We start from the raw sequence: 24,827 nt of genomic DNA, 5'->3' as shown, positions 1-24,827 counted from the left end.
TTTAAAAGAATTAATTAATAGGTGTATTATATATATGACTAAATATAAATAAAAGATAATATAAATAAAAAACAAATAAAAAACCGGGCAAGTTCTTTTAATAGAATTGCCCGGTTTTATTGTCAACCCTTATAAATTTAAATATTTATCCCGGATGTCTTTAGCTCTGTCAGGAAAATCTGTTATGATTCCATCAACCCCCATTTTAATTAACTTTTCGATAACATGGTCATCATTTACACCGAAGACAATTACATTTACCCCTTTTTTTTGACATCCCCTGACTATCTCTGGCCTGACCCCGGCAAAATATGGATGGGCTGACCAGGCTTTAATTTTATTTATGTATTCCCAGGGCTGATATAATCCGGCCATATAAAGAACCCCGGTTTTAATGTCAGGTTCTATCTGTTTGATTTTATTCAGGGTGTAATGGTTAAATGATGAAATAATTATTTTATCTTCAAGCTTGAATTGTTTTATTACATAGATTACTTTTTCTTCTATCTCAGGATAAATGACAGGACCATTTTTAATCTCCAGATTTATTATGTTAAAATCTTTAACCAGATCCAGGGTTTCTTCCAGAGTTAATATCTGTTGACCTTTATATTCAGGGCTGAAGTAGCCACCAGCATCCAGCTTTTTGATTTCAGTTAATGTAAAGTCTTTAACCAGACCGTCTTCTTTTGTGATTCTTTTTACATCATGGTCGTGTATAACTACCAGTTTTTTGTCTTTAGTCATCTGAACATCAAATTCCACACCATCGATTCCACTCTGAGAGGCCATCTCAAAAGATATTTGTGTATTCTCAGGGGCCAGACCGGCTGCCCCCCGGTGTCCTATAATGTTAACATGTTCTTTTGAAACATTCATCAAATCTCCCCTTTAAAAAACTTATAGTTTTTTTAAATTAAAATGAATTTAAAAAATACTACTTTTTATTTCAACAAACAATTAATGATTTCCTTTATAAGTTAATCCCTTAATTGGCTTTACTTTATCGGGCTGGATAAGCAGGAGTGATGTTAATTTAATTCTGAAATTGCATGAAAAAGTAGTGGGTTGAAAGAAAATTACTGAAAAACAAGTGAAAATATTCATGTAAAAAATAAATATTTTTACATGAAACTTTAATAAATTTTTAAAAATTTTTCGGAAAAAAGGAGGATTTTATGAATTTTTGTAGTATAAATAATATTAGATAATAATTATTGTAATAAAAATAAAATAACTTTTTAAATATTAATTTTAAGGAGTGAGAAATATGGCTCCAACAATTAAAGATGTAGCAGAAAAAGCAGGGGTTTCACCGGCTACTGTGTCGAGGGTTTTTAATAACAAAGGGAGTATTGCTGACCATACTCGTAAGAAAGTTCTGGAAGCAGCTAAAAAACTAAAATATACTCCGCGAAACTATACAAAAAACAATAGAAAAAAAGGAGAAAATGTAGGTATAATTTTCAGTAAACGTATCTCCACAAATCTAGTTGGAGATCCTTTTTATGGGCAGGTTATGGAAGGTGTTGAAGAAAGTTTAAAAAAATATAATTATAATTTGTTTTTTAAAACAATTTCCGGCATAAAGAACGAAGATGTTTATACAATTAATTCTTTAATCAAAGATCAGGATCTAGCTGGTTTAATTTTAACGGGTTATGAAATAGATAAAGAATTAATTTTAGACATAAAAAATAGTAATATACCTCTTGTGTTAATTGATAATGATTTATGGGATGAGAATATAGATTGTGTGGTTACCGATAACATATCTGGAGCCAGAAAAATAGTAAATTATTTAATTGAATTGGGTCATAAACGTATAGCTTTTTTTGGAGGCCCTTTAAGTCATGTTTCCCTTGAAGAGAGGTATATTGGTTATAAGCAGGCTTTAAAACTGGCTGGTATTGAAAAAGATGATAACTTAATATATTTCTGTAAACCTTTTAGTGAAATAGCGGATGCTTTCAAAGCTGCTTACAGTTTTTTTTCGAATGTGAAGACTTTACCTTCTGCAGTTTTTACTGGAAATGATAAAATTGCTATCGGTGTAATGAAAGCATTAAAAGAGTTAGGTTATAGAATCCCTCAAGATATATCTATTGCAGGTTTTGATGATATTGAAATGGCCAAACACACTCTTCCATCTCTTACTACAGTTAGAATATTTAAAAAAGAAATGGGTATTTTAGCTGGAAAACGATTGTATGAATTAATAAATAATATTACCCCAAGTCCTATCAAATTGGTTGTTTCTGTAGAAACCATTATTAGAGGTTCTACATCAAAATACTATAATTAATAGGTCATCTTAAAAAGAAAACAATTAATCAAGGGGGTGAAATTAATTAAATTAATTAGAGAAATAACATAAATAAGCCATGGAAAACAAACATAATAAATAATAAGGAGGTAATTATTTTGAGACAAAATTCTAATTTTTTATTTACTGTAGTTTTTAGTTTATTGCTTGTAGGGATGTTATTGATATTTAATTTTGAAATGGCCTTAGCTTACAATAGCCCTGTGGAGCTTACTTTTTGGAATATATGGGTTGGTCCTAATCCTGACTATAAAGTTATGATTTCCAGGGTAGAAGAGTTTAATAAGTCTCATTCTGATATTAACATAAAGATGCAAAGAATACCTCATGATCAATATAAAACAAAAATAAAAATACAGGCAGCTGGAGGACAGCTCCCAGATCTTATTCAGACCTGGCCAGGGGAAGAATTAAGACCCCTTGTTGAAGGTGGAACCTTAATGCCTATTGATGAGATTGTTGGATACTGGAAAAACAATTTGATACCTGCTTCCCAGTTTAAAGATTATAGTATAGATGGAAGGGTCTATGCCATACCAGGAAATATTGTATATACACATACTATTTATTATAACAAAGACCTTTTAAAAAGTGTTGGGTATAATGAATTCCCCGGTACATATAATGAATTTAAAGTTTTAATTAAAAAACTACGTGGTAACAATATTATACCTATTGCTTTAGGAAATAAAGGTAAGTGGGTTTTACAATCATGTTTTCTTTCTACTATTGGTGATAGAGTGGCTGGCGAAGAATTTTTAACAAAGGTAATGGAAGGTAAAAAGAAATTTACTGATCCTGAGTTTATTAAGTCCCTTAAAGTAATAAAAGAACTAAGTGATATAAAAGCCTTTAACCTTGATGCTAACTCATTAAATAATATTCAACAGCGCCAGTATTTTTACCAGGGAAAAGCTGCAATGTATGTAGAAGGCACCTGGGCACTGGGTGATGTAATAAATAAAGCAAAAAATATTGATGTTGGGGTGGCAACATTCCCTGAAATAGAAGGAGAAAAAGCCCCTAAATCACTATCAGGTGTAAGTGGCTACGGTATTTCCTTAAATGCAAATCTTTCCAAAAAAGAGAAAGAAGCTGCATTTCAATTTTTAAAATATTTTTATTCAGAGAAATTATATAAAGGGTTCTTAAAAGTTGGAACTTTCGTTCCAGCCAAGGTTACTGTAACTGATGTTGACCCATTAATGAAAAAAGAAATGGAATTAGTACAAAAATATCATATAGCTCCGGTATATGATGCAGTACTACCTGTTGATATTACTAATGTACTAAATAATGGATTACAGTCTTTAATAGCTGGCATGATTACTCCCGAAAAACTTGCTAAAGAGTTACAAAAAAGTTTAGATTAATGTTAAGAAAGGAGAGACCAGTAAGCTGGTCTCTCCTTGAATAAAAATTATTAAGTTAGGGGGGAGATTATGGAACATATATTTAAACATAAAAATAAGTATATCTTTTTGGGTATTACTCCAGCTTTAATTGTTTATTTTTTGTTTGTTTTGGTTCCAATAATAATATCTTTCTATTATTCATTCATAGAATGGAATGGTTTTTCCCCGGATTTAAAATTTGTTGCCCTGGACAATTTTATCGATATGTTCCAAAATTCTATTTTCTGGATTTCATTAAAAAATAATATAGTTGTTATTTTAGCCTCTGTTTTTGGACAGGTTCCCCTGGGGTTACTACTGGCTTTATTAGTAAACCAAAAAATTAAAGGGTCCCATTTTTTTAGGACAGTTATATTTTTGCCTGTAGTGATTTCAGCAGTTATTATTTCACTTATCTGGAGTATGGTCTATAATTATCAGTTTGGATTAATCAACAAATTTTTAAGAATAGTGGGATTAAATTCATGGGCACAAAATTGGTTAGGTGATCCAAATTTAGCAATGTATTCTGTTGCTATTACTGTAATCTGGCAGTTTATTGGACTGTATTTTGTTATATTTCTGGCTGCTCTTCAAAATGTACCGAAAGAAATATTGGAAGCTGCGGAAATAGATGGAGCTCATGGTTTAAAAAGAACTTTTCATATTATTATACCAATAATCTGGGATACAATTCTTGCATCCATAGTTTTATGTATTAGTGGTAGTTTAAAAATTTTTGGTTTAATTTATGTCATGACTAATGGTGGGCCAGCCCATTCAACTGAAGTTTTAGCACTTCATTTATATGAAAAAAGCTTTTCTTCATTAAGATATGGTTATGGTAGTGCTGTGTCAGTATTTGTAGTCATTTTTGGACTTTTTCTAGTTATTACAATAAAAAAGCTATTTAACAGGAAAACTGTATAAATATGGAGGTGAAATTTATGAACACTAAAGCCTTTATTAATAAAAAGAAAATTAAACAGATAGTGATATATACAATTTTAATTATATTTGCAGTTGTAAATTTATATCCTATTCTTTGGATGGCTATTAATTCTTGTAAAACTGAACAGGAGATAACCATGAATTCTTTTTCTTTTCCTAACAGATTGTATTTAAACAATTACTTTGAAGCCTGGAAGACTGCTCACCTGGGAAACAGATTTATTAATAGTATTATTGTTTCTATTGTTGCTATGGTTGTAACTGTTCTACTGGGAGCTCTTGTTTCTTATTTTATTGCCAGGTTTCAATTTAAGTGGAAAAATATCTTATATGTAATCTTTATATTTGGAATGTTGGTTCCCATTCATGGTACATTGGTTCCTATGTTTATTTTAATGAGAAAAATAGGTTTAATAAACACTCGTTGGGCATTAATATTTCCTTATATAGGTTTTAATCTACCTTTAACAATCTTTATACTTGTAAGTTATATGAAAGGACTTCCAACCGAGGTTGAAGAGGCTGCTGTTGTAGATGGATGTGGGATTTTTAAGATTTTCTGGTCATTTATTTTACCGATGAGCAGACCTGCCCTGGCTACAGTAAGCATATTGAATTTTATTTTTAATTGGAATGAATTTTCCTTTGCCCTGGTCTTAATTAATAGTGATTCTTTAAAAACTATACCTTTGGGTTTAGCAAGTTTTGCTGGAAAATACAGTACAAATTATGGGGTTCAAATGGCTGCCCTGACTATGGTTTTAATACCGATAATAATATTTTATTTAATAATGGAAGAACATCTTATTAAGGGAATGAGTTCTGGGGCAGTTAAAGGATAAGTTAAATAAGGTTATAAGATTAATAACATGGTGGAAGGAGTGATATTATTGATAATAAAAGATAACTGGAAGATAGCTTACTTTGATGTCAATGAAATAAATAGTGCAGAAGTAGCCTCCAAAGATTACATAGATCATTTCTGGATTCCTGCTACAGTTCCTGGTGATGTACATAGTACTTTAATAAATAGAAAAATAATTGACAATCCCTTTAAAGGTCATAATGATCAAAAATCCCGGTGGATAGAAAAAAAGGAATGGTGGTACAGGACTGAATTTGAATATAAGGAACATCTAAAGGATGATGAAAAAGTGGAGTTAATCTTCGAGGGATTAGATACCTTTGCCACTGTTTTTTTAAATGGTAGAGAACTGGGTAGTACTGATAACATGTTTATACCCCATATTTTTGAAGTTACTAACTTAATTAATTACGGGAAGAATGTTATAGCCGTAAAATTTGATCCTATTAACAAGCATGTTAAAAATAAGAATAAAGACTTATGGTCTGGTTTTAGTAAAGAGAGGGTATGGGTTCGTAAAGCCCAGATGAATTTTGGATGGGATTGGGGTCCCCGGTTGGTGACAACCGGAATATGGAAAGAGGTTCATATCAAAAAGAGGAAATGTGCTAAAATAGATTCAGTATTTGTTAAAACAATTGATATATCTAATAATAATGCAAAAATAGAAATTGATATTGATTTAGATAATTATACACATGCAAACAACTTGAAATTGGAGGTATCTCTTAAACATAAAAATAAAGAATTTAATTTAAAGAAAAAAGTTGAAAGAAATAAGGAAGTTATATACTTAAATGTAAAGGAACCTAAATTATGGTGGACCCATGATTTGGGAGAACCGAACCTTTATAACCTTATTGTAAAGCTTTATAAAGGGGACATACTTATAGATGAATATAAAAAAGAAGTAGGAATTAGGTCTTTAAAGTTACAACATAAGGACGAGAATGGTAACAAAGTCTTTACTTTTCTCTTAAATGGAGTAAAGGTTTTTGCTAAAGGAGCAAACTGGATTCCCCCTGATAGTCTTTTTGGGGCAGTTGACGATAAAAGGTATAAAAACTTGATTACTATGGCCCGTAAGGCCAATATGAATATGCTCCGGGTGTGGGGGGGAGGTATTTATGAAAAAGATGTTTTTTATCAGGAATGTAACAGGCAAGGGATACTTGTCTGGCAGGATTTTATGTTTGCCTGTGCTCTTTACCCTGATTATAATAAAGATTTTATAAATAATGTCGAAAAGGAAATTATTTCAGTTGTAAAAAAATTACGTAATGACCCCTGTATAGCTTTATGGTGTGGAAATAATGAGAATGATTGGTTATATGAAAAGATGTATTCTGATGGTGATATTAAAACTGATTTTTATGGTAAGAAAATATATCATGAATTATTACCTGGTTTATTATTAAACCTTGATCCAACCCGACCCTATTGGCCAAGCTCTCCATATGGTGGTAATGACCACAATGACCCCCGAGAAGGAGATACACATAACTGGTATGTTTGGCACGGACAGGTTGAGCCCCGTAAATTTGGAGAAAAAACAAAAATTGATTATAGTGTTGAAGGGGTTTCGTTTAAGAATTATAAAAAAGATATTTCTAGATTTGTAAGTGAGTTTGGAATGCATGCTTCTTCAAATGAGTACACCCTGAAAGATAATATTCCTAAAGGACAGTTTTACTGGGGTAGTCCTGAAATGGATTATAGAAATAAAGATTACCATCATCAAAAAGGAATATTATTAATGGAAGATTATACGGGAATACCAGATGATATTGAAAAATATATTAAGTATTCTATGTTGACTCAGGCTGAAGGTCTTAAGTTTGGGGTAGAACACTATCGGAGAAGAAAACCGATGACCAGTGGCACCTTAATATGGCAGTTAAATGATTGTTGGCCTGGGACCAGCTGGTCTATGATAGATTATTATTTATTACCTAAGGCATCTTATTATTATGCCAGAAATTTTTATAATCCTTATCTTATATCTTTGAATTATGAACCTAATAAAAAAATAGAATTGTGGGTTATAAATGATTTATTAGAAGATATTTATGATGAAATTCAATTAGATATTATAGATTTTTACGGTAAAATTATTTTTAGGGATAAAGTATCTGTAGATATAAAAGCCAATAGTTCACTGAAAATTAAAGAATATAGTATAGATATAGTTAAGGATGTTAAGCTAGAAGAAATTGCTTTTGCTCTTCGTTCAGGTAAGGGACACACCTCTAAAAATATTTATTTTCTTTCAGACCAAAAAAATTTAAATTTACCCTGTCCAAGGATTATTGTAGAAATAAATGAACAAAAAGATGAACTCAAGTTAAAGACTGATAAAATGGCTCGTTTTGTTACTTTGAATTTGCCAAGTAAAAATGTTGTCTTTAGTGATAATTATTTTGATTTGCTACCAGGTGAGTTAAAGCAAATTAAACTAGTAAACAGGGGCAGGAAAAAGATACCCTACGAACAATTAACGGTATCAGATATAACCGGGACAGAAGCCATAATCAAGTAACTAGTAAGTAAAAATTATCTAAATGGAGGGGGTAATCTTGAAAAGTTTAGTTTTTTATGGACCAGGAAATGTAAAAATTGAAGATAAAGAGATTCCTAAAATAGATGAAAATGAAGTACTTGTTAAAGTTAAAGCAGCTGGTATCTGTGGTACTGATAGACATATTTACAGAGGAGAGGCACCTGCCCGGACTCAGGTAATACTGGGGCATGAAAATGCAGGAGAGATAATTGAGACTGGACGACAGGTGCGTAGTCTCAAAAAAGGTGATAAAGTTTGCATAGATCCCAATATATTTTGTGGTCAATGTTATTATTGTCACCGTGGAGAAGTTCATTTATGTAAAGAATTGCAGGCAATCGGAGTTACAAGAAATGGTGGTTTTGCTGAGTATTTGGTTGCTCCTGCTACTAATGTTTATAAAGTTAAGGAGAATGTTAGTTATAAAGAAATGGCTCTTGTAGAACCACTGGCCTGTTGCCTCCATGGGATTGACCTTGCCGGGATAAGGCCTGGAGATTTTGTTGTGATTTTGGGGGCAGGAGCTATTGGTTTAATTTTACTTCAGCTGGCATTACATAGTGGTGCCAGTGAGGTAATAGTTAGTGAACCAAATTCAAAAAAACGAAAACTAGCCCTGAAATTAGGGGCCAGTAAAGTATTTGATCCCTTTAATGATAATCTTGAAAAAGAAATTAAAATAATTAAAAGGGAAGGAGCAGATGTTGTAATAGAGGCCGTGGGTAATATCCATACTTTTAAGCAATCTATTCAGTTAGCCCGAAAGGGAGGTAGTGTTCTTTTATTTGGTGTTCCTCCTAAAGATAAGGTTATAGAAATTAACCCTTTTGAAATTTATAAAAGGGAATTAAAATTAAAGGGGGCATATATTAATCCCTTTGTTACTGATAGAGCTGTTAGAATACTGGAATCAGGGATGGTTAATTTAAAAAAGTTAGTAACTTCTCAATACACACTTGAAGAGCTACCAAATGTTTTGGACGGAAATTTAGATGAGAGTAATGTCAAATCGCTAGTTATATATTAATATTTAATTTAAATCTGTTCAGGTTAAATCCTGAACAGATTTTTGTTTATATAATATAAATTCTGATATAATACAGATATCTTAATATATTTTTATCATAATAAAACACCAAAAAATACCTTGACAAGTATTGGTATTTTACACTATAATATAAAAGTAATATTATTAACAAAAAAATACGAAAATTTTAAAAAATATAAAATAAACTGGATAATATTTTAACATGGGTATAATAAAATTTTAAGCAAAATACTATAAATATAAATAGGTACTTTTTTGTAGTTGATTCTAAAATATTAACTCTCTTTGAGGGGGTGAGTATAGGGATTAAGTGATAATTTAATTATTTTTCATAGTTACATTACTTATATAAGGAGGTATAGTAGCGAGTATGAGATTATTTAGAGTTAGTTTGCTGGTTGTGTTAGCTTTATTATTATCTGTCAGTGTTCTGGCTGAAAAAGGTCCTTACCCCGATAAAGTATACTATAATGTAAGAATGCAGAAGGAGATAGGAATTAAAGATGTTATTGAAGGAAAGACTGATCTCTTCCTTGAAGGTGTTGAAACTCCTCTAATCAACTCTTTATCTCCTGAAGAACTGGACAAATTGGAAATATATTCTGTTCCAGCCCTGTCTTTTTCAATTCCATTTAATCCCTATCCAAACAAGGCTCCCTACACCCTTGAAAAAGATGGAGAAACATTCTTTAATCCTTTTGCTATCAAAAAGATCAGGTTTGCAATGAATTTCTTAATTAACAGGCAGTATATTATTGACGAAATCCTGGACGGTGGCGGGGCCCCCATGTTTGACATGGCTACCCCTGGACAGCCTGGTACTTACAAGTATAATCTGGTAAGTATTAAGAAAGGGTTTACTCCGGAAGGTGATGAAGCAAAGGCCCTGGATATGATTAATGAAGCTATGAATAAGGCAGCTTCTTTACCTGAAAACGAGGGAAGGCTTAAAAAAGAGGGTAAATGATGGACATATGATGGCAAACCTATCACCCTTAAATTCCTTATCAGGGCTGATGACCCACAGGTAAGAATGCCACTCGGGGAATATGTTGCCAACCAGCTGGAAAAAGCCGGTTTTAAAGTGGAAAGACTGGTCTGGGAACGGGCCAGGTGTGTGGAAACGGTATATTTCGGTAGACCTGAAGACTATGGATGGAATCTTTACACAGAAGCATGGTCAGCAGGTGCTACCAGAGCGTGGTGGGAACATATCGTCGGTCAGATGTACGCCTCCTGGGGTGGGTTTACAGCAGGTGCCCTTGCTGATGGCTGGGTATTCAAAAATGAAGAACTTGATAGTATAGCCCAGAAGGCCTATTCCGGTAACTTTTTAACTACTGAAGAATACTGGGATTTAGTTCTGACAGCACTTGACATAGCCCTCGATGAATCCCAGCGTATCTATGTCTGCTATTCAACTGCAAACTATCTGGCCCATAAAGAGCGCTTTGAAGGTAGGTTTGCTTACGGTTTAGGTGATGGCCCCAGTAAATATTCCATTGTTACTGCCAGGACTAAAGATAGGATTTTGAGAGTTACGGAACTTTCTTCCCAGGGGAGCCTCTTTATGAGTGCCTGGGACCCGGTGGGAGCCGGTGGATTTGATGATACCTATATTGGTTATATAGCAGAGCCATTATATGACAACGCTGTCTTTGAAAGTCCTTCTACTGCTGAATTTACCTGGCTCAGGGCTATTCCCGATATGGATGAAAGTTATACCAAGGTACACCGGAATGAAGATGGAGAAGTAGTGGGAGATGTGCCTGTTCCTGAAGATGCAATTTATTATGACCCGGTTGAAGAGAAGTGGGTTGAAATCGGGCCCGGTAAAACTGCCTTTACCAAAGGTGTTTACAGATATAGGTTAAGTAACTACCACCACGGTATTCCCATGAGCCTGGTAGACTTTATGTATGCAGATGCATTTATAGAAGAATGGTCTACCAAAGACTTTGAAGGAGACCCCTATTATGATAAGAGTTATGCTGCAAATATGAATGCATTTGATATTGATGTTGCCACTATATATGACCTGGAAAACAATGTAGCCATTAATTATTTTAATTACAACTTCCCGGCCAGTAAGAAAAGGGCTCTGGCCCAGGGAGCTCCTTACTTTGATGTAACTGCTTCAGGCCATTACTGTGGCGTTAGCTGGGAGATTTTAGAAGCCCTGGCCCGGATGGTCGCCGAAGGTTCAACTTCTGGTACAAAGTATTCATTCTCCAAGGGTATTAAAGGTACTGAAGAAGTTGACCTCCTTACTCCTTCCCATGTTGAGGATCTCAAGGCTGAATTAAGAGAAATGATAGAAGAAAAACACGTGCCTGTATCTATAAAGGACTATATAACTCCAGAAGAATGTATAAAAAGATATAAGGCTGCCCTTGATTTTATTGAAAAATATGGCCATGGTTATATCAGTAATGGGCCCTTCTATTTAAGTAAATATGATCCGGAAACCAGTTTTGCTGAATTAACAGCTTTCAGGGATGAAACTTATCCCTTCGAACCGGGCTACTGGATGGAACACTTTAAGTCAACCCGTCTGGTAATAGACCAGTTAGAATTACCTGTTATGTCTGAAAAAGGTAAGGATATCCTTGTTGATATCCATGTGACCAGTATAGAATACCCTGAAAAAGAAGGTAAACTTGCTGAAGCAGGTAATGTTACTCTGACCCTGCTGGCGGGGGATAAGGAATATAAATTTAAAGCAGATGAAGCTATCCCCGGCGTATTTATTGCCAAAATTCCAGGTAATGTAACTGCTGAGCTGGAACCAGGTTCCTATAAAGTGATGGCTGTTGCTGAGGCTAAGGATGCCCTTCCTTCTACGGTTTCTAAAACCCTTGTAATTTACTAATTTACAATTGAGGTGAAACGGTAAAAAAGGGGTTTATGTTACAAATATAATTAATTTCATTGTAGAAATTAAATATGCCCCCTGGTATTAAACAGGGGGCATAGTTTCTTTATTCTTTATGAAAGTAGAGGTGATAGCTTTGTATGGACGATATGTCGTAAAGAGGATAATCTATGGGATAATTATCTATGTAGTGATAATATTTGTGCTTTCAATCCTGTTTAATACCGTAATGGAAACCACTTTACGTTCCCAGATAGAAGAAAGAATTCAGGGAGAATTTATGTCAAGGGATATGGCTCGTTTATCCCATGAAGAAGTCCAGCAATTAAAACAACAGCGGCGGGAAGAATTATATAATATGTATCACTTAAACGAACCTTATATTTATCGTGTCTTCTGGAGGGCGTATGATACTATAACCTTTGATTTCGGCAGGTCTACCCATATAAAATCTAATGCAGGTGAGAGAGAAGTTTTTACTATTGTTATGGAGAAATTACCGAGGACAGCTCTACTTTTTACCGTAGCTGCATTTATTAATGTTATAATCAGTATTTTAGTGGGATTGAAAAAAGCCCAGAAGGCCGGGGGGCTGATGGACCAGAGTACTTCCATTTTGACCATGGTTGTCTGGGGTATGCCCACCTGGTGGCTGGGGATGATTTTAATTATGTTATTTGCCTATGTTATTCCTATTTTCCCGTCTGGAGGTATACATTCCACTCCACCTCCGGAAGGTGGTCTGGCTTATTTTTTTGACATGCTGTACCATATGACATTACCACTTTTAACCCTGGTTTTAATCAGGGTCTGGGGTGGTACCTACCTGACCCGTAATATTGTTCTGGGGACATTACAGCAGGATTATATTATGTCAGCCCGGGCCCGGGGAATATCAGAAAAACGGGTCCTGTATGGTCATGCTCTAAGGTCAGCCGCTCCTCCTATTGCCACTATGTCTGTTATTTCCCTGCTCCGCTCCTTTGCTGGTGCTATCATTTTTGAAGGCATTTTTAGCTGGCCGGGCATGGGGAATCTTTACTGGGTTGCTTTACAACAACACGATATACCGGTTTTGATGGGTAATCTGTCGGTAACCATCCTGTTATACCTGGCTGGACTGGTAGTCCTTGACCTGATTTACGGTTTCCTCGATCCCCGTATAAAGGTAGGTGGTAAAGAATGAGCAATGGAAATATTCCAGTAAAACCTGGTAAAGGACCAGATGTCAAGTCTTCAGGCTGGAGTGATTTTAAGTCTTCCCTGGGAGAATTCTGGCAGGAATTTAGCAGGGTAAAATATGGTAAATGGGGATTAGTTTTACTGGCTATTTTTATCCTTATGATTATTTTTAGCTCCCAGATTACACCTTTTAAAGAAGCGGGTACCAGATGGAGTGATATAGAATACTGGGAAGATAATCCCCAGAGTGCAGCCCCGGCCTGGATTAACTGGTTTTCATCACAGAAGAGAACTGAACATGAAATTTTAAGGGATCCGGAGTGGAAGGTTATTGACAGAGGTAGAATGAAAACCTATAGTGGGTCATTTACCTATAATTACCAGTATGATATTCCACCTGATGAACTAATATTTAAGGCCCTGAGTAAAGGGACAGTAAATATGCAGGTCACCCTGGTCAGGCCCGATGGTGAGGAAATAAGAATGACCCAGGCCAGTGTTAATTCCAGAAAAGAACAGAAGGTCAGGGCTCCTATGGCCAATGATGCCATGTTTGGAGCATACCGGCTTGCATCTAGGTTTGAGAGCCGTGAAAATTTAGAGAAAATAAATAAAAATTCTATCAACCCGATTAAAGTTATTTTTTCAAGAGGTCAGGAGGGAATTTTAATAAATCCCAGTCCCTTAAAGGGTGAATATAAGGTTAAGATTGAAGGAGTAGCTATTGGTAAAGATTCATATATAAAGGAACCTTCTCTGATAGTTGCTGGAAAGGTGTATGGAATTCTGGGTACCGATAACGCCAAGCGGGATATCTGGAGTGGTATCGTAGTTGGAACTAAATGGGCAATGTTAATCGGGTTAATGACCTCATTTATATCGGTATCCGTAGGAGTTATTTATGGTGTTACCAGTGCTTATTTTGGTGGCTGGGTGGATTCGGCAATGATGAGGGTCTTTGAGGTTTTTGTCAGTATACCGATGCTTCCGGTTCTAATTGTAGTCAGTGCTATTTTTAAACCCAGTATCTGGTTAATTATTTTAATGATGTGTATCTTCTACTGGACGGGACCGGTTAGAACAGTAAGGAGTATGGGTCTGCAAATAAAAGAAGAAACTTACATTGAAGCGGCAAAGGCCCTTAATGCTTCTAATTCCAGAATTATATTTAAACATATGATTCCCCAGCTAATTCCTTATGCTTTTGCTTCGATGGCCCTTTCAGTTCCAGGTGCTATTGTTGTTGAAGCCAGTTTGAGTTTGCTCGGGGTAGGCGATACGACAATAGTTACCTGGGGCCAGATACTCCACGGTGCCCATGTTAATGGGGCAGTTCTACAGGGCTTATGGTGGTGGGTAATACCACCAGGATTGGCAATTGCCCTGATGGGTATGACTTTTGCCTTTATTGGATTTTCTATGGATAAAATTCTAAATCCCAAATTGAAGACGAGGTAGATATTATGGAGAAGATATTAGATGTCAGGAATTTAAAACTTCATTATTTTACAACCAAAGGTGCGGTTCATGGAGTTGATGGAGTATCCTTTTATATGAAAGCAGGGGAAACCCTGGGGGTTGTAGGGGAATCAGGTTGTGGAAAAACTACCCTGGGGACAGCCTTGCTTAATATGCCTACTCCTCCGGGGAAGATAGTTGATGGTGAAATAATCATTGATGGTAAAGATATTCTTAAACTTAATGAGAATGAATTAAGGAAAAATGTACGCTGGGAAAAAATATCGATGGTTTTTCAGGGAGCCATGAATTGTTTAACTCCTGTTTATACTGTTGAAAAACAGATGATGGAAACCCTCCAGCATCACCGGAAAATGAAAGAAAAGGAAGCAAGAGAACGGATAAAAAAATATGTCAATCTGGTGGGGTTATCAGATGATGTCTTAAAGAGATACCCTCATGAATTATCAGGAGGAATGAAGCAGCGTATTGTTATTGCCATGGCTCTATTTCTAGAACCCCGGGTTGTCATTTGTGATGAACCAACTACAGCCCTGGATGTAGTTGTTCAGGCCCAGATAATTAACCTGTTAAAGGAACTTAAAGAGAAATTAAAGCTATCTTTTATATTTATCACCCATGACCTGTCAACTGAAGCCGAAGTATCTGATAGAATCATGGTTATGTATGCTGGTAAAGTTGCTGAAATAGGTACCAACGAACAGATTTATGGTTCTCAGGGTCCAGCCCATCCCTATACCCGGAGGCTCCTGGCAGCAACACCAAGGTTACATAAAAAGGTAAATAAACTTGATTTTATTCCGGGGACACCACCCGATCTTCTTAATCCTCCAGAGGGCTGCCGTTTTCATCTGAGGTGTGATGTAGCCATGGATAAATGTAAGAAAGAAGAACCACCGGTTAAAGAAATTGAGCCGGGTCATTTTGTAGCCTGCTGGAGGTGTTTTGAATGAGTGATGTTATTCTCGAAGTTAAAGATTTAAAGAAATGGTTTCCGCTACGGCGTAGTCTCGGCCAGGTACTAAGGGGTGAAAGGGATTATGTAAAAGCGGTTGACGGAATAACCTTTAAAATTTACCGGGGTGAAATATTTGGACTTATTGGAGAATCTGGTTGTGGAAAGACAACTACAGGAAAACTTATAATGAAATTACTGGAGCCAACATCTGGACAGATGATTTTTAATGGGAAAGATGTGACCTACCTGGATGAAGAAGGTTTGAGTGAACATAAACGTAAGGTTCAGATGATTTTTCAGGATCCTTATGCATCAATGAATCCCCGATTTAAGGCGAGAGATGTCCTGGAAGAACCATTAATCATCCATAATATTGGGGAGAGTAAAGAGGTCCGGGAGGAAATGGCGGTAAAGGCTTTAAGAGAGGTCAAATTAACCCCACCTGAGGAATTTATGAACCGACATCCCCACATGTTAAGCGGGGGGCAGAGGCAGAGACTGGCTACAGCCAGGACTCTGATACTATCACCCAGCTTTATAGTGGCCGATGAACCTGTCTCTATGATTGACCTCTCAACAAGGGCTGAGATACTACAGATGATGAAAGATGTACAAAAAAACCTGAATCTTACTTATCTTTATATAACCCATGACCTTTCTACAGCCAGGTACTTTACCGACAGAATTGCAGTTATGTACCTCGGGAAGATTGTGGAGATGGGTTCTGTTGATGATGTAGTAGAAAATACTCTCCATCCCTATACCATGGCTTTGATTTCGGCAGTATGTGAGCCTGTTTCCGGGCGGGTTAACAAGAAAAAGGAGTTGCCCATTAAAGGAGAAATTCCATCAGCTGCCAATATTCCTGAAGGATGCCGCTTCCACCCCAGGTGTATATATGCTAAACCTGAGTGCAAAGAGGGTGATGATCCACAGTTAGAAGAGGCAGAAGATGGTCATTTTGTAGCCTGCCGGAGATATAAGGAAATTTAGTTATACCATTGTTATTTTTGGTCTCAACCCGCGGTGTAAAGCCGCGGGTTTGTTAAATAAAAAATGAAAAAACTTACAAATAAATATTTGGTAAAGGGAGGAAAAACAATCTCTTTTGTCTAATTATATGTTAACAAATTTTATATGCTGGGGGAGAATTAATAATGAAAATTAGATTTATGACCGGGATAAAGTTATTTGTTGAGTGGATAACTGAAACCTTTATATTTATACTATTGCCGCTAATAATTCATCTTGGTATAATGTTTGTTTTCAGGGTTGAATTTAAGGAATATTTGAAACTACTTGACTGGATGATAATTACCATTATACTCTTTGGAGATATAACCAAAAAACTTTTGAACAAACTTAATAATGAAAATGAATCATCATATATGGTTAAACAGGCCCTTTTTCTGGGGATCTTTTTAATTATAATTTCTTCTGTAATACTGGGAATCTTGATTGCCTCATATTATAATGAGGGCTTTAACCCCGGAAAAGTATTTTACTTTATTCAATTTATATTATTTGGTTTGAGTCTGATTTATTCTGCTTATATTAAAATCTGGCTGGGATTAAACAGGAATAAAAGAAAAAAATATATACCAGAACAGGCTAATTAAAAAAAACAATTTATTGAATAAAAAAGAATTTTAGTACAAATTTTATATATTAACTTTATAGAACAAATTTGATGGTAGAGGATGATCTATGTGATTGAATTTAAAAAAACAGAATTTAAAGGCTGGCAGGGTTATGAGTTAAAAAATAAGGTTATCAGTTTAATATTGTTGCCGGAGGTTGGTGGTAAGATAGTAAGTTTTAGCTATCGGGGACAGGATCTCTTTTTTAATTTGCCGGAAAATAGCACTTCTAAAATAGACCTTTCCCGTATAGGAGATGTTAAGTCTTATCGAAAGAAATTTGATTATGTGCCTACCGGTGGTTATAAAACCTGGCTAGCTCCACAGTCAAAGTGGGACTGGCCTCCTTACCTTGATCTGGAACTGGGGTCATATAATATGTCTGTATTTCAGGAAAAAGATAAAATTCAAGTTGAGCTTACAAGTCCTGTCTGCCGGGAAAGTGGTATGAGGTTGATGAGGGTTATTACCCTCAAAGCAGGAAGCCCGGAAGTTACTATTAAGCAGGGAATGGAAAATTGTTCAACCACTGACAGGACTTTTGGGCTCTGGGATGTTACTCAGATCCACGGAGAGGGCAGAGTTATATTCCCTATTCTTTCAGATGATAGTTTAGGTTATATTGTTACCCCGGAAAAAAATAACTATACAGAGCGATATAATTTTGATGGCAAAAGTTTTATAAGTGTCCACTGTCCCGGTCAGGAAATATTTAAACTGGGAACAGGTTATTCAAAAGGCTGGATTTTGACTCTGGTTGAAAAGGAAGACTGGCTTCTCGGTTATCTTAAAATATTCCCTGTTTTTTCTGGAGCCCGATTTGGACACGGATATGCCATGGAAGTTTTTGATACCAATAAATATAACTATTTTGAAGTTGAAGTTCATGGTCCCTTAAATAAAATAAGACCACAGGATAAATATTTTTTTACTGAAGAATGGCGAGTGTTAAGCTGGGATAAAAAGTCCGATATTAAGGAGATCATGGAGACAGTTAAATCTATTGTACCTGATGGCTAATCTTAAAAATTACAACTGTAATAGAGGGATATATTGTAAAAGGATAGATAAAAATGTTAACAAAATATTGAAATTATTTTTTAACTATGATATTTTTATATTGCCGGTATATATTTTTTCCGGTATATAATCTCATTTTTAGGAATTCAAGATAACGTTTTTTTTTGCGTTTTCTTTTATTTCTAAGAATGGGATTTTTTATTTTGATGAAAGGGAGGGCTGGCAATTGATAGAGGTTAAGCAAGTAACTAAAAGGTATGGGGAAAAAGTAGCACTGAAAGGAATCAATTTTAAAGTAGGTAAGGGTGAAATTATCGGGTTTTTAGGACCCAATGGGGCGGGCAAGACTACTACTATGCAGATTATTACCGGGTATATCCCACCAACTTCTGGTGAAGTTAAGGTAGGGGGATTTGATACCTTTAAAAACCCTCTGGATGTTAAAAGGTTGATCGGTTATTTGCCTGAAAATCCGCCTTTATATCCGAATATGACCGTATACAGGTTTTTGAAATTTATTGCTGAACTCAAAGATATACCCCGTGACCAGCATGATAAAGAACTGGACAGGGTTATGGAAGTGATAAGTATTAAGGATGTTAGAAACAGGTTAATTAAAAATTTATCAAAGGGGTACAAGCAGAGGGTCGGTCTTGCCCAGGCTTTAATAGGGGACCCGGAAGTTCTTATTCTGGATGAACCTACTTCTGGACTTGACCCCAGGCAGATTATCGAAATTAGAAATTTAATTAAGGCCTTAAGTACCGATAAGACAATTATCCTTAGTTCCCATATTTTACCTGAAGTTAATATGATTGCCGAAAGGGTTCTAATTATTAATGAAGGGGAAATTGTGGCTCAGGACACACCATCCAGTCTTTCCAGGAGATTGCGCCATGGAGAAGTATTACAGGTAGAAATAGATGGAGATAAAGACCAGATAAAAAAAGAAATTGAGGAATTAGATGGTGTGAAACAGGTTGATCTTAAAGAAGGTAAATTTAACATAGAAACCGGTCATAAGGGTGATGTCAGGAGAAATCTCTTCTTTAAAATGGCAGAATTGGGTTACCCTATTCTGGAAATGAAAACTATAGATCTTAGCCTGGAAGAAATATTCCTCCAGTTAACAACTGAAGAAGAGGAGGTTTTAAAATGAAGTCTCTGATTATATTTAAAAGAGAAGTAGGACATTATTTTCTATCACCTATGGCCTATATTGTTATAGGATTTTTTCTGCTACTTTCAGGTTACTTTTTTTCAACCTTTATTTTAAGTTCAAGAATTGTAACTATGCAGGTTACCCTGGGGAATATGAGTCTTCTCTTTATATTTGTTGTTCCTATCTTAACCATGCATCTTATAGCTGATGAAAGAAAGCTGGGTACAGAGGAACTTTTGCTTACCTCTCCAGTAACTACCACTTCAGTTGTTATTGGGAAATATCTTGCTTCCCTTTTTTTAATATTCTTTATGCTTTTCATCTCACTAATTTATCCGGTTATTTTGTTTGTCTACGGAGAACCTGAAGTTGGCCCCATTATTTCCGGGTATGTTGGAGTATTTTTAATGGGAGCAGCGGCAGCAGCTATAGGTTTATTTGCCTCTTCCCTGACAGAGAACCAGATTATTTCTGCTGTGGTTAGTTTTTCAATATTATTACTGTTCTGGATCATTGACTGGGCTGCTGATGCTATATCATTCAGAGGCCGGGAAATACTGGAATGGTTTTCAATACTTTCCCATCTTGAAGATTTCAGGCAGGGGATTATTGGCCTTGACCACCTGTTTTATTACTTTACCCTGACTATCTTTTTTATATTTCTTACAATCCAGAATATTGAAAGGCGCCGCTGGAACTAGTTAAGGGAGGGGAGAATATGGGATTTTTTGATAAATTAAAGAAATTTTTTAGGACAAGACAATTCAAATATGGTGGCAATACTCTGGTTATGGTGGTTATGATAATAGGAATAATGGCTGTAGTTAACTACCTGGTATACCAGCACAATGTTCGATGGGATTTAACAGAAAATAAAAGGTTTAGCCTGTCGGAAAAAACCATAAAAGTATTAAAAAATTTAGATCAGGAGGTTAAGGTAACTGGTTTTTTTAAGCCGGGAAGTAATGTCAGGGTACTGGTTAGAAGATTATTAGATAGATATCAGGATTATACTGATAATTTAGAAGTAGAGTTTGTTGACCCTGACCGGAATCCTTCAATAACAAAAGAATATAATGTGACTGCCTATGATACTATAGTTTTTGAGACTGAAAAAAGGAAAAAAAAGATTACCAGATATAACCTGTTTACCTATGGTCCGGGATACCAGGATCAGAAATTTAAAGGTGAAGAGGAGTTTACCAGGGCTTTAATAGATGTTACCAAAAATACTACAGCCAGTGTGTATTTTATAACCGGCCACGGGGAAAGTACTCTAAATGAAGATCTCTATCAGTTTAAAGATGCCCTGACCGGTGAAGGTTATCAGGTAGACAGTATAAATCTTGTTAAAGATGGTATACCTGATGATGCAAATATACTGGTTATTGCCGGACCCAGAAAAGATTATGCTATAAAAGAAATAGAATTAATCAATAAATTTATTAATCGCGGGGGAGACCTGATGGTTTTTTTAAACCCTTCACCAAATGACAATTTCAGGAATTTGATTAACTTAATTGAAGAATGGGGAATTACTCCCCAGGATGACCTGGTTATAGACCGGAAACAGTCATATTTTTTTGACCCCTTAACTCCCATTGCTGATTATGAATACCATAATATAACCAGCAAATTAATTTCAGATGATCTTTTAGTTATCTTACCCTATACCAGAAGCTTTAAGGAGATATCTAATTATAAAGGGGATTATCAGATAGAATCTATTTTAAAAACAAGTAAAAATGCCTGGGGAGAAACCCGTTATGAAGCTGAAAGGATAGCCCGGGATGAAAAGGATTTAAAGGGTCGATTCGATCTTGTATATACAGTTATGAGACCTTTAAGTAATAAAGGTAATAATAATGACAAAATAATCGATAAAAGGAATAGTGAAACCTATGAAGAATCTGAACTTGAAGATATTCAAAAGCTTATTGATGACCAGATGAGGGCAGTAGTCCTGGGGACATCAGCTATTATTAACAACAAAGTATTACCACAACAGGGCAACCGGGACTTCATGTTAAATTGCGTTAACTGGCTTGTCGGACAGGAAGAGCAGATCAGTATCAGGGCTAAAGGTTTTGGTATTAAGTATCTGAGTCTAACTCCTGATGCGGGCAGGTTAATATTCTATAGTACTGTGTTCCTGATTCCATTGTTGGTATTTGCAGTGGGTATAGTAATTTATCTAAGGAGGAGGCACCTGTAGTATGAAATTCAAATCAACCCTGGTGCTTGCTATTATTTTTGTCTTCTTGCTGGGTTATGTATACTTCTTTGAATTAAATAAACCTGTCCCTGAAGGAGAAAAAGCAAAACAGATATTAAAGCTTTCTGCGGAAGATATTAAATCTATAGAATTGACAACACCACAGGAAAAAATAGTCTTATTAAATGGTGAAGAGAAATGGTTGATGACAGAACCGTATAAATGGCGAGTTGATAAAGATAAGTTTGATAATCTCCTAGATAGGCTAAAAGAACTCAAATCTGACCGGATAGTAGCTAAGGGGACTGATATTGACTGGAAACAATATGGTCTTGATAAACCATCGCACAAACTTCTGGTTAATTTGAAGAATGGGCAAAAAGAATTGTTGTATATAGGTTATGAAACACCGGTCAGTGGTGGAGTATATGTAAGAAAAATCGGAGAAAATAAGGTATTCAGGGTAGAAAAATATAAAGTAAATGATTTAAAGCAGACTTCTGATGAGCTACGGGATAAAAGGGTTCTGGCTCTTGATATGGATAAAATAAAGAGTGTTGTTATAAAACGGGATGGAGAAGTAATTAAAATAACTAAAGAAAATGGCAACTGGTTTATTAAAAAACCCTTTTATTACCCTGCCACGTCAGTTGATTATTACCTGGATAGTCTTGAATTATTAAAGGCCAGAGATTTTGTTGACAGGTCTGATAGTTTAGATGAATATGGTTTTGCTGCTCCCCGGTTTACTATAGAACTTTTAGCCGGTAATCACGAAAAACCAACTATAATTGAGTTTGCTGTAGTTAAAGAAAAAGAAACTGCCAGGGCCTATGCCAGAGTTAAAGGAAAGAAGGTAATATACCATCTTAATATGAATGAAGTTAGCTGGCTTGATAAGGAATTAGATAATTTTGTAGAAGATAAAGTTTTTGAATTTGAAGAAGAAGAGGTTGCCTGCTTTGAGGTAAAAGGTCAGGGGTATAACCTGAAGGTTTTTCCAGATGATGAGAAAGCAGATGACATTTTTCAGCGTATAAAATATATGTATGCTGGAGAGTTAAAGGGTTTGTATAATGATGTAAAGACCGGTCATAATGTTATAGATTTAACTTTAAAGATTAAGAATAGTGAACTTACCCAGGCTGTCAGTATTTACAGAAAGGAAAAGGAAAAAGATAATACTGGAAAACATGAGAAAGATAAGGATGCCCATGAAGATAAATATCAATATTTTGTTACGAAAAAGGTGCTTAAGAAGGGTAAAAATCTATATGACCCGCTGGTTTTTCAGTTTTCAAAGTATACTTATCAAAGCCTTATGGATGAGTTAAAGAAATATAAAAAGGAAATAGAATAAACTTAACCCACCCATGGATGCGCTCGTCCTTATATAAACTTTTAATTGAAGTATTTGCTGTTAAGAGGGGCATGCCACCCACCAGGGTGGGTTTTTCTTTTTTACCCTTGACCTCAGGGAGATAGCCGGGTATACTATTTGTTGGAGTAATCATTAAACATAAAATTTAATAGAAGCTAACATATATTATAGAAATATAGTGTAAAATTAGAAGAAAGGGAGTATAATATGAGCTCATTAATTATCGGAATTGCGGGAGGCACAGCTTCTGGAAAGACAACCCTGACTGAAATATTGAAAAACTCATTTAAGGATAAGGTAACTGTTTTAAGGCATGATTATTATTATTATGATAAAAGTTATTTTAATGTCCCTGAAGGTCAGATAAATTTTGATCACCCTGAATCCTTTGAAACGGGGTTACTTATTGAACACCTTAATAAATTAAAAAATGGAGAGGTTATATACCGGCCGGTATATTCATATAAAACAAATGAGAGGTTGGAAGAAAAAAAACCGGTCAAACCATCACCAATTATAATAGTTGAAGGGATACTGATTTTTCATTACCAGGAACTTAGAGAACTTTTTGATTTGAAAATTTTTGTTGATACTGATGCTGATATCAGACTCATAAGGAGGATTGACAGGGATATTAAGGAACGGGGGCGTTCCTTTGATTCTATAAAAAATCAGTATTTAAATACAGTTAAACCCATGCATCAAAAATATGTAGAGCCTACCAGGTATTTAGCAGATATAATTATTCCCCATGGAGGAATGAATGAGATTGCTAATGATTTGATAATCAGAAAGATAAAAACTCATCTATATCCTGATTAAAGAAGACAGTAGATTGCTGTCTTTTTTTTATTTTTTTATTTATTCCTTGACAGGAGTTATTTTTTTGATTATAATAATAGTAACAATTACTATTATTAAAAATCAAGAGGAGGTATTTTTATGGAAAACATTAATAACATACCATTAATAGGTGATAGGTTTCCTGAAATGGAGGTAAAAACTACTCACGGGGTAAAGAATCTTCCAGAGGATTATAAGGGAAAATGGTTTATTCTTTTCAGCCATCCGGCAGATTTCACCCCGGTATGTACAACTGAGTTTGTTGCTTTTCAAAAAAGATTTGATGAATTTAAAAAAATGGATGCGGAATTAATTGGATTAAGTATTGATCAGGTTTTTTCCCACATTAAATGGGTGGAATGGATAAATGATAACCTTGATGTTGAAATTAAATTTCCTGTTATTGCAGATGATACCGGGAGGGTTGCCTCAAAGCTGGGGTTAATTCATCCCAATAAGGGAACCAATACAGTTAGGGCAGTATTTATTGTAGACCCTGAAGGTATAGTCCGGGCAATCCTTTATTATCCACAGGAACTGGGACGTAATATGGATGAAATTTTAAGGATGGTTAAGGGCCTTCAGATTTCTGATGATAACAATGTTGCTGTACCTGCTAACTGGCCAGACAATGAACTTATTAACGACCGGGTTATTATTGAACCTGCCTCAGATGAAGAAACAGCTAAAAAGCGGCTTAAAGAACACAAATGCTTTGACTGGTGGTTCTGCCATAAAGAGTTAAAATAATTGTTTTTTAAGGCCCGGAGGTAACAGCCTCCGGGTTATTTTATTATAATATGATAAGTTCATAATTGATTTAAACATATAAAAATATTAAATTAATACAACAATGTATTAAATTATTACAATTATCAAATCATTATTTATTATATAATAAAACTAACGGACATAAAATTTACCCACA

21 protein-coding genes are annotated in these 24,827 nt (G+C 35.2%); 20 read left to right on the top strand and 1 reads right to left on the bottom strand.

The window, feature by feature from the left end:
• Positions 1–129: 129 nt before the first annotated feature.
• The gene (locus HORE_RS06855; protein WP_012636250.1) at positions 130–879 is read right to left on the bottom strand and encodes a glycerophosphodiester phosphodiesterase; all 750 of its coding nucleotides are present in this window, start codon (positions 877–879) and stop codon (positions 130–132) included.
• Between the two features lie 391 nt (positions 880–1,270).
• On the opposite strand from HORE_RS06855, the gene HORE_RS06850 reads away from it, so the two are divergent.
• The 20 genes from HORE_RS06850 to HORE_RS06760 all read left to right on the top strand — a co-directional run bounded on the left by HORE_RS06850 (position 1,271) and on the right by HORE_RS06760 (position 24,649).
• Positions 1,271–2,305: a LacI family DNA-binding transcriptional regulator gene (locus HORE_RS06850; RefSeq protein ID WP_012636249.1), complete on the top strand. Its 1,035-nt coding sequence runs from the start codon at positions 1,271–1,273 to the stop codon at positions 2,303–2,305.
• A gap of 119 nt (positions 2,306–2,424) precedes the next feature.
• Positions 2,425–3,699: an extracellular solute-binding protein gene (locus HORE_RS06845; RefSeq protein WP_012636248.1), complete on the top strand. Its 1,275-nt coding sequence runs from the start codon at positions 2,425–2,427 to the stop codon at positions 3,697–3,699.
• A gap of 69 nt (positions 3,700–3,768) precedes the next feature.
• Positions 3,769–4,650, top strand: coding sequence for a carbohydrate ABC transporter permease (locus HORE_RS06840; protein WP_012636247.1), 882 nt, complete (start codon positions 3,769–3,771; stop codon positions 4,648–4,650).
• A gap of 17 nt (positions 4,651–4,667) precedes the next feature.
• A complete protein-coding gene (locus HORE_RS06835) occupies positions 4,668–5,513 on the top strand; it encodes a carbohydrate ABC transporter permease (protein WP_012636246.1) in 846 nt (281 codons plus the stop codon).
• A 48-nt stretch (positions 5,514–5,561) separates the two neighbouring features.
• Positions 5,562–8,075: a beta-mannosidase gene (locus tag HORE_RS06830; protein ID WP_012636245.1), complete on the top strand. Its 2,514-nt coding sequence runs from the start codon at positions 5,562–5,564 to the stop codon at positions 8,073–8,075.
• A gap of 37 nt (positions 8,076–8,112) precedes the next feature.
• A complete protein-coding gene (locus tag HORE_RS06825; RefSeq protein ID WP_012636244.1) occupies positions 8,113–9,123 on the top strand; it encodes a zinc-dependent alcohol dehydrogenase family protein in 1,011 nt (336 codons plus the stop codon).
• Between the two features lie 391 nt (positions 9,124–9,514).
• Positions 9,515–10,111, top strand: a complete 597-nt coding sequence (locus HORE_RS12460) for an ABC transporter substrate-binding protein (protein ID WP_012636243.1) — start codon at positions 9,515–9,517, stop codon at positions 10,109–10,111.
• 66 nt (positions 10,112–10,177) lie between these two features.
• Positions 10,178–12,016, top strand: coding sequence for a lipoprotein (locus tag HORE_RS06820; RefSeq protein ID WP_012636242.1), 1,839 nt, complete (start codon positions 10,178–10,180; stop codon positions 12,014–12,016).
• A 139-nt stretch (positions 12,017–12,155) separates the two neighbouring features.
• On the top strand, positions 12,156–13,205 hold the full coding sequence (locus HORE_RS06815) for an ABC transporter permease (RefSeq protein ID WP_012636241.1): 1,050 nt from the start codon (positions 12,156–12,158) through the stop codon (positions 13,203–13,205).
• On the top strand, positions 13,202–14,659 hold the full coding sequence (locus tag HORE_RS06810; protein ID WP_012636240.1) for an ABC transporter permease: 1,458 nt from the start codon (positions 13,202–13,204) through the stop codon (positions 14,657–14,659). The genes HORE_RS06815 and HORE_RS06810 overlap by 4 nt, the downstream gene beginning before the upstream one ends.
• A 5-nt stretch (positions 14,660–14,664) precedes the next feature.
• Positions 14,665–15,633, top strand: coding sequence for an ABC transporter ATP-binding protein (locus HORE_RS06805; RefSeq protein WP_012636239.1), 969 nt, complete (start codon positions 14,665–14,667; stop codon positions 15,631–15,633).
• Positions 15,630–16,631: an ABC transporter ATP-binding protein gene (locus HORE_RS06800; RefSeq protein ID WP_012636238.1), complete on the top strand. Its 1,002-nt coding sequence runs from the start codon at positions 15,630–15,632 to the stop codon at positions 16,629–16,631. The genes HORE_RS06805 and HORE_RS06800 overlap by 4 nt, the downstream gene beginning before the upstream one ends.
• Before the next feature lie 164 nt (positions 16,632–16,795).
• Entirely contained in the window at positions 16,796–17,257 is a 462-nt protein-coding gene (locus HORE_RS06795) for a hypothetical protein (protein WP_012636237.1), read from the top strand.
• A 90-nt stretch (positions 17,258–17,347) separates the two neighbouring features.
• The gene (locus HORE_RS06790; protein ID WP_012636236.1) at positions 17,348–18,298 is read left to right on the top strand and encodes a DUF4380 domain-containing protein; all 951 of its coding nucleotides are present in this window, start codon (positions 17,348–17,350) and stop codon (positions 18,296–18,298) included.
• A 226-nt stretch (positions 18,299–18,524) separates the two neighbouring features.
• Positions 18,525–19,457: an ABC transporter ATP-binding protein gene (locus HORE_RS06785; RefSeq protein WP_012636235.1), complete on the top strand. Its 933-nt coding sequence runs from the start codon at positions 18,525–18,527 to the stop codon at positions 19,455–19,457.
• On the top strand, positions 19,454–20,161 hold the full coding sequence (locus HORE_RS06780) for an ABC transporter permease (RefSeq protein WP_012636234.1): 708 nt from the start codon (positions 19,454–19,456) through the stop codon (positions 20,159–20,161). The genes HORE_RS06785 and HORE_RS06780 overlap by 4 nt, the downstream gene beginning before the upstream one ends.
• 17 nt (positions 20,162–20,178) lie before the next feature.
• Complete coding sequence (locus HORE_RS06775) at positions 20,179–21,675, top strand: GldG family protein (RefSeq protein ID WP_012636233.1); 1,497 nt, start codon at positions 20,179–20,181, stop codon at positions 21,673–21,675.
• Between the two features lies 1 nt (position 21,676).
• Positions 21,677–23,035 carry a DUF4340 domain-containing protein gene (locus HORE_RS06770; RefSeq protein ID WP_012636232.1) on the top strand — a complete coding sequence of 453 codons (1,359 nt, stop codon included), beginning with the start codon at positions 21,677–21,679 and terminating at the stop codon, positions 23,033–23,035.
• Between the two features lie 228 nt (positions 23,036–23,263).
• Positions 23,264–23,878: a uridine kinase gene (gene udk / locus HORE_RS06765; RefSeq protein ID WP_012636231.1), complete on the top strand. Its 615-nt coding sequence runs from the start codon at positions 23,264–23,266 to the stop codon at positions 23,876–23,878.
• A 120-nt stretch (positions 23,879–23,998) separates the two neighbouring features.
• Positions 23,999–24,649, top strand: coding sequence for a peroxiredoxin (locus HORE_RS06760; protein WP_012636230.1), 651 nt, complete (start codon positions 23,999–24,001; stop codon positions 24,647–24,649).
• Positions 24,650–24,827: the final 178 nt, after the last annotated feature.

The sequence above is a fragment of the Halothermothrix orenii H 168 genome, assembly GCF_000020485.1.
GTDB lineage: Bacteria > Bacillota > Halanaerobiia > Halanaerobiales > Halothermotrichaceae > Halothermothrix > Halothermothrix orenii.
Note: the sequence above shows the minus strand (reverse complement) of the source record. Positions and strands in the feature narration are given on the sequence as shown.

What these genes read in the sequence shown, in the direction of transcription:
- HORE_RS06810 (WP_012636240.1), top strand. Translation starts at nt 13,202, where the DNA reads ATGAGCAATGGAAATATTCCAGTAAAACCTGGTAAAGGACCAGATGTC.
- HORE_RS06780 (WP_012636234.1), top strand. Translation starts at nt 19,454, where the DNA reads ATGAAGTCTCTGATTATATTTAAAAGAGAAGTAGGACATTATTTTCTA.
- HORE_RS06840 (WP_012636247.1), top strand. Translation starts at nt 3,769, where the DNA reads ATGGAACATATATTTAAACATAAAAATAAGTATATCTTTTTGGGTATT.
- HORE_RS06805 (WP_012636239.1), top strand. Translation starts at nt 14,665, where the DNA reads ATGGAGAAGATATTAGATGTCAGGAATTTAAAACTTCATTATTTTACA.
- HORE_RS06775 (WP_012636233.1), top strand. Translation starts at nt 20,179, where the DNA reads ATGGGATTTTTTGATAAATTAAAGAAATTTTTTAGGACAAGACAATTC.
- HORE_RS06850 (WP_012636249.1), top strand. Translation starts at nt 1,271, where the DNA reads ATGGCTCCAACAATTAAAGATGTAGCAGAAAAAGCAGGGGTTTCACCG.
- HORE_RS06855 (WP_012636250.1), bottom strand. Translation starts at nt 879, where the DNA reads ATGAATGTTTCAAAAGAACATGTTAACATTATAGGACACCGGGGGGCA.
- HORE_RS06760 (WP_012636230.1), top strand. Translation starts at nt 23,999, where the DNA reads ATGGAAAACATTAATAACATACCATTAATAGGTGATAGGTTTCCTGAA.
- HORE_RS06820 (WP_012636242.1), top strand. Translation starts at nt 10,178, where the DNA reads ATGCCACTCGGGGAATATGTTGCCAACCAGCTGGAAAAAGCCGGTTTT.
- HORE_RS06795 (WP_012636237.1), top strand. Translation starts at nt 16,796, where the DNA reads ATGAAAATTAGATTTATGACCGGGATAAAGTTATTTGTTGAGTGGATA.
- HORE_RS06835 (WP_012636246.1), top strand. Translation starts at nt 4,668, where the DNA reads ATGAACACTAAAGCCTTTATTAATAAAAAGAAAATTAAACAGATAGTG.
- udk (WP_012636231.1), top strand. Translation starts at nt 23,264, where the DNA reads ATGAGCTCATTAATTATCGGAATTGCGGGAGGCACAGCTTCTGGAAAG.
- HORE_RS06770 (WP_012636232.1), top strand. Translation starts at nt 21,677, where the DNA reads ATGAAATTCAAATCAACCCTGGTGCTTGCTATTATTTTTGTCTTCTTG.
- HORE_RS12460 (WP_012636243.1), top strand. Translation starts at nt 9,515, where the DNA reads ATGAGATTATTTAGAGTTAGTTTGCTGGTTGTGTTAGCTTTATTATTA.
- HORE_RS06800 (WP_012636238.1), top strand. Translation starts at nt 15,630, where the DNA reads ATGAGTGATGTTATTCTCGAAGTTAAAGATTTAAAGAAATGGTTTCCG.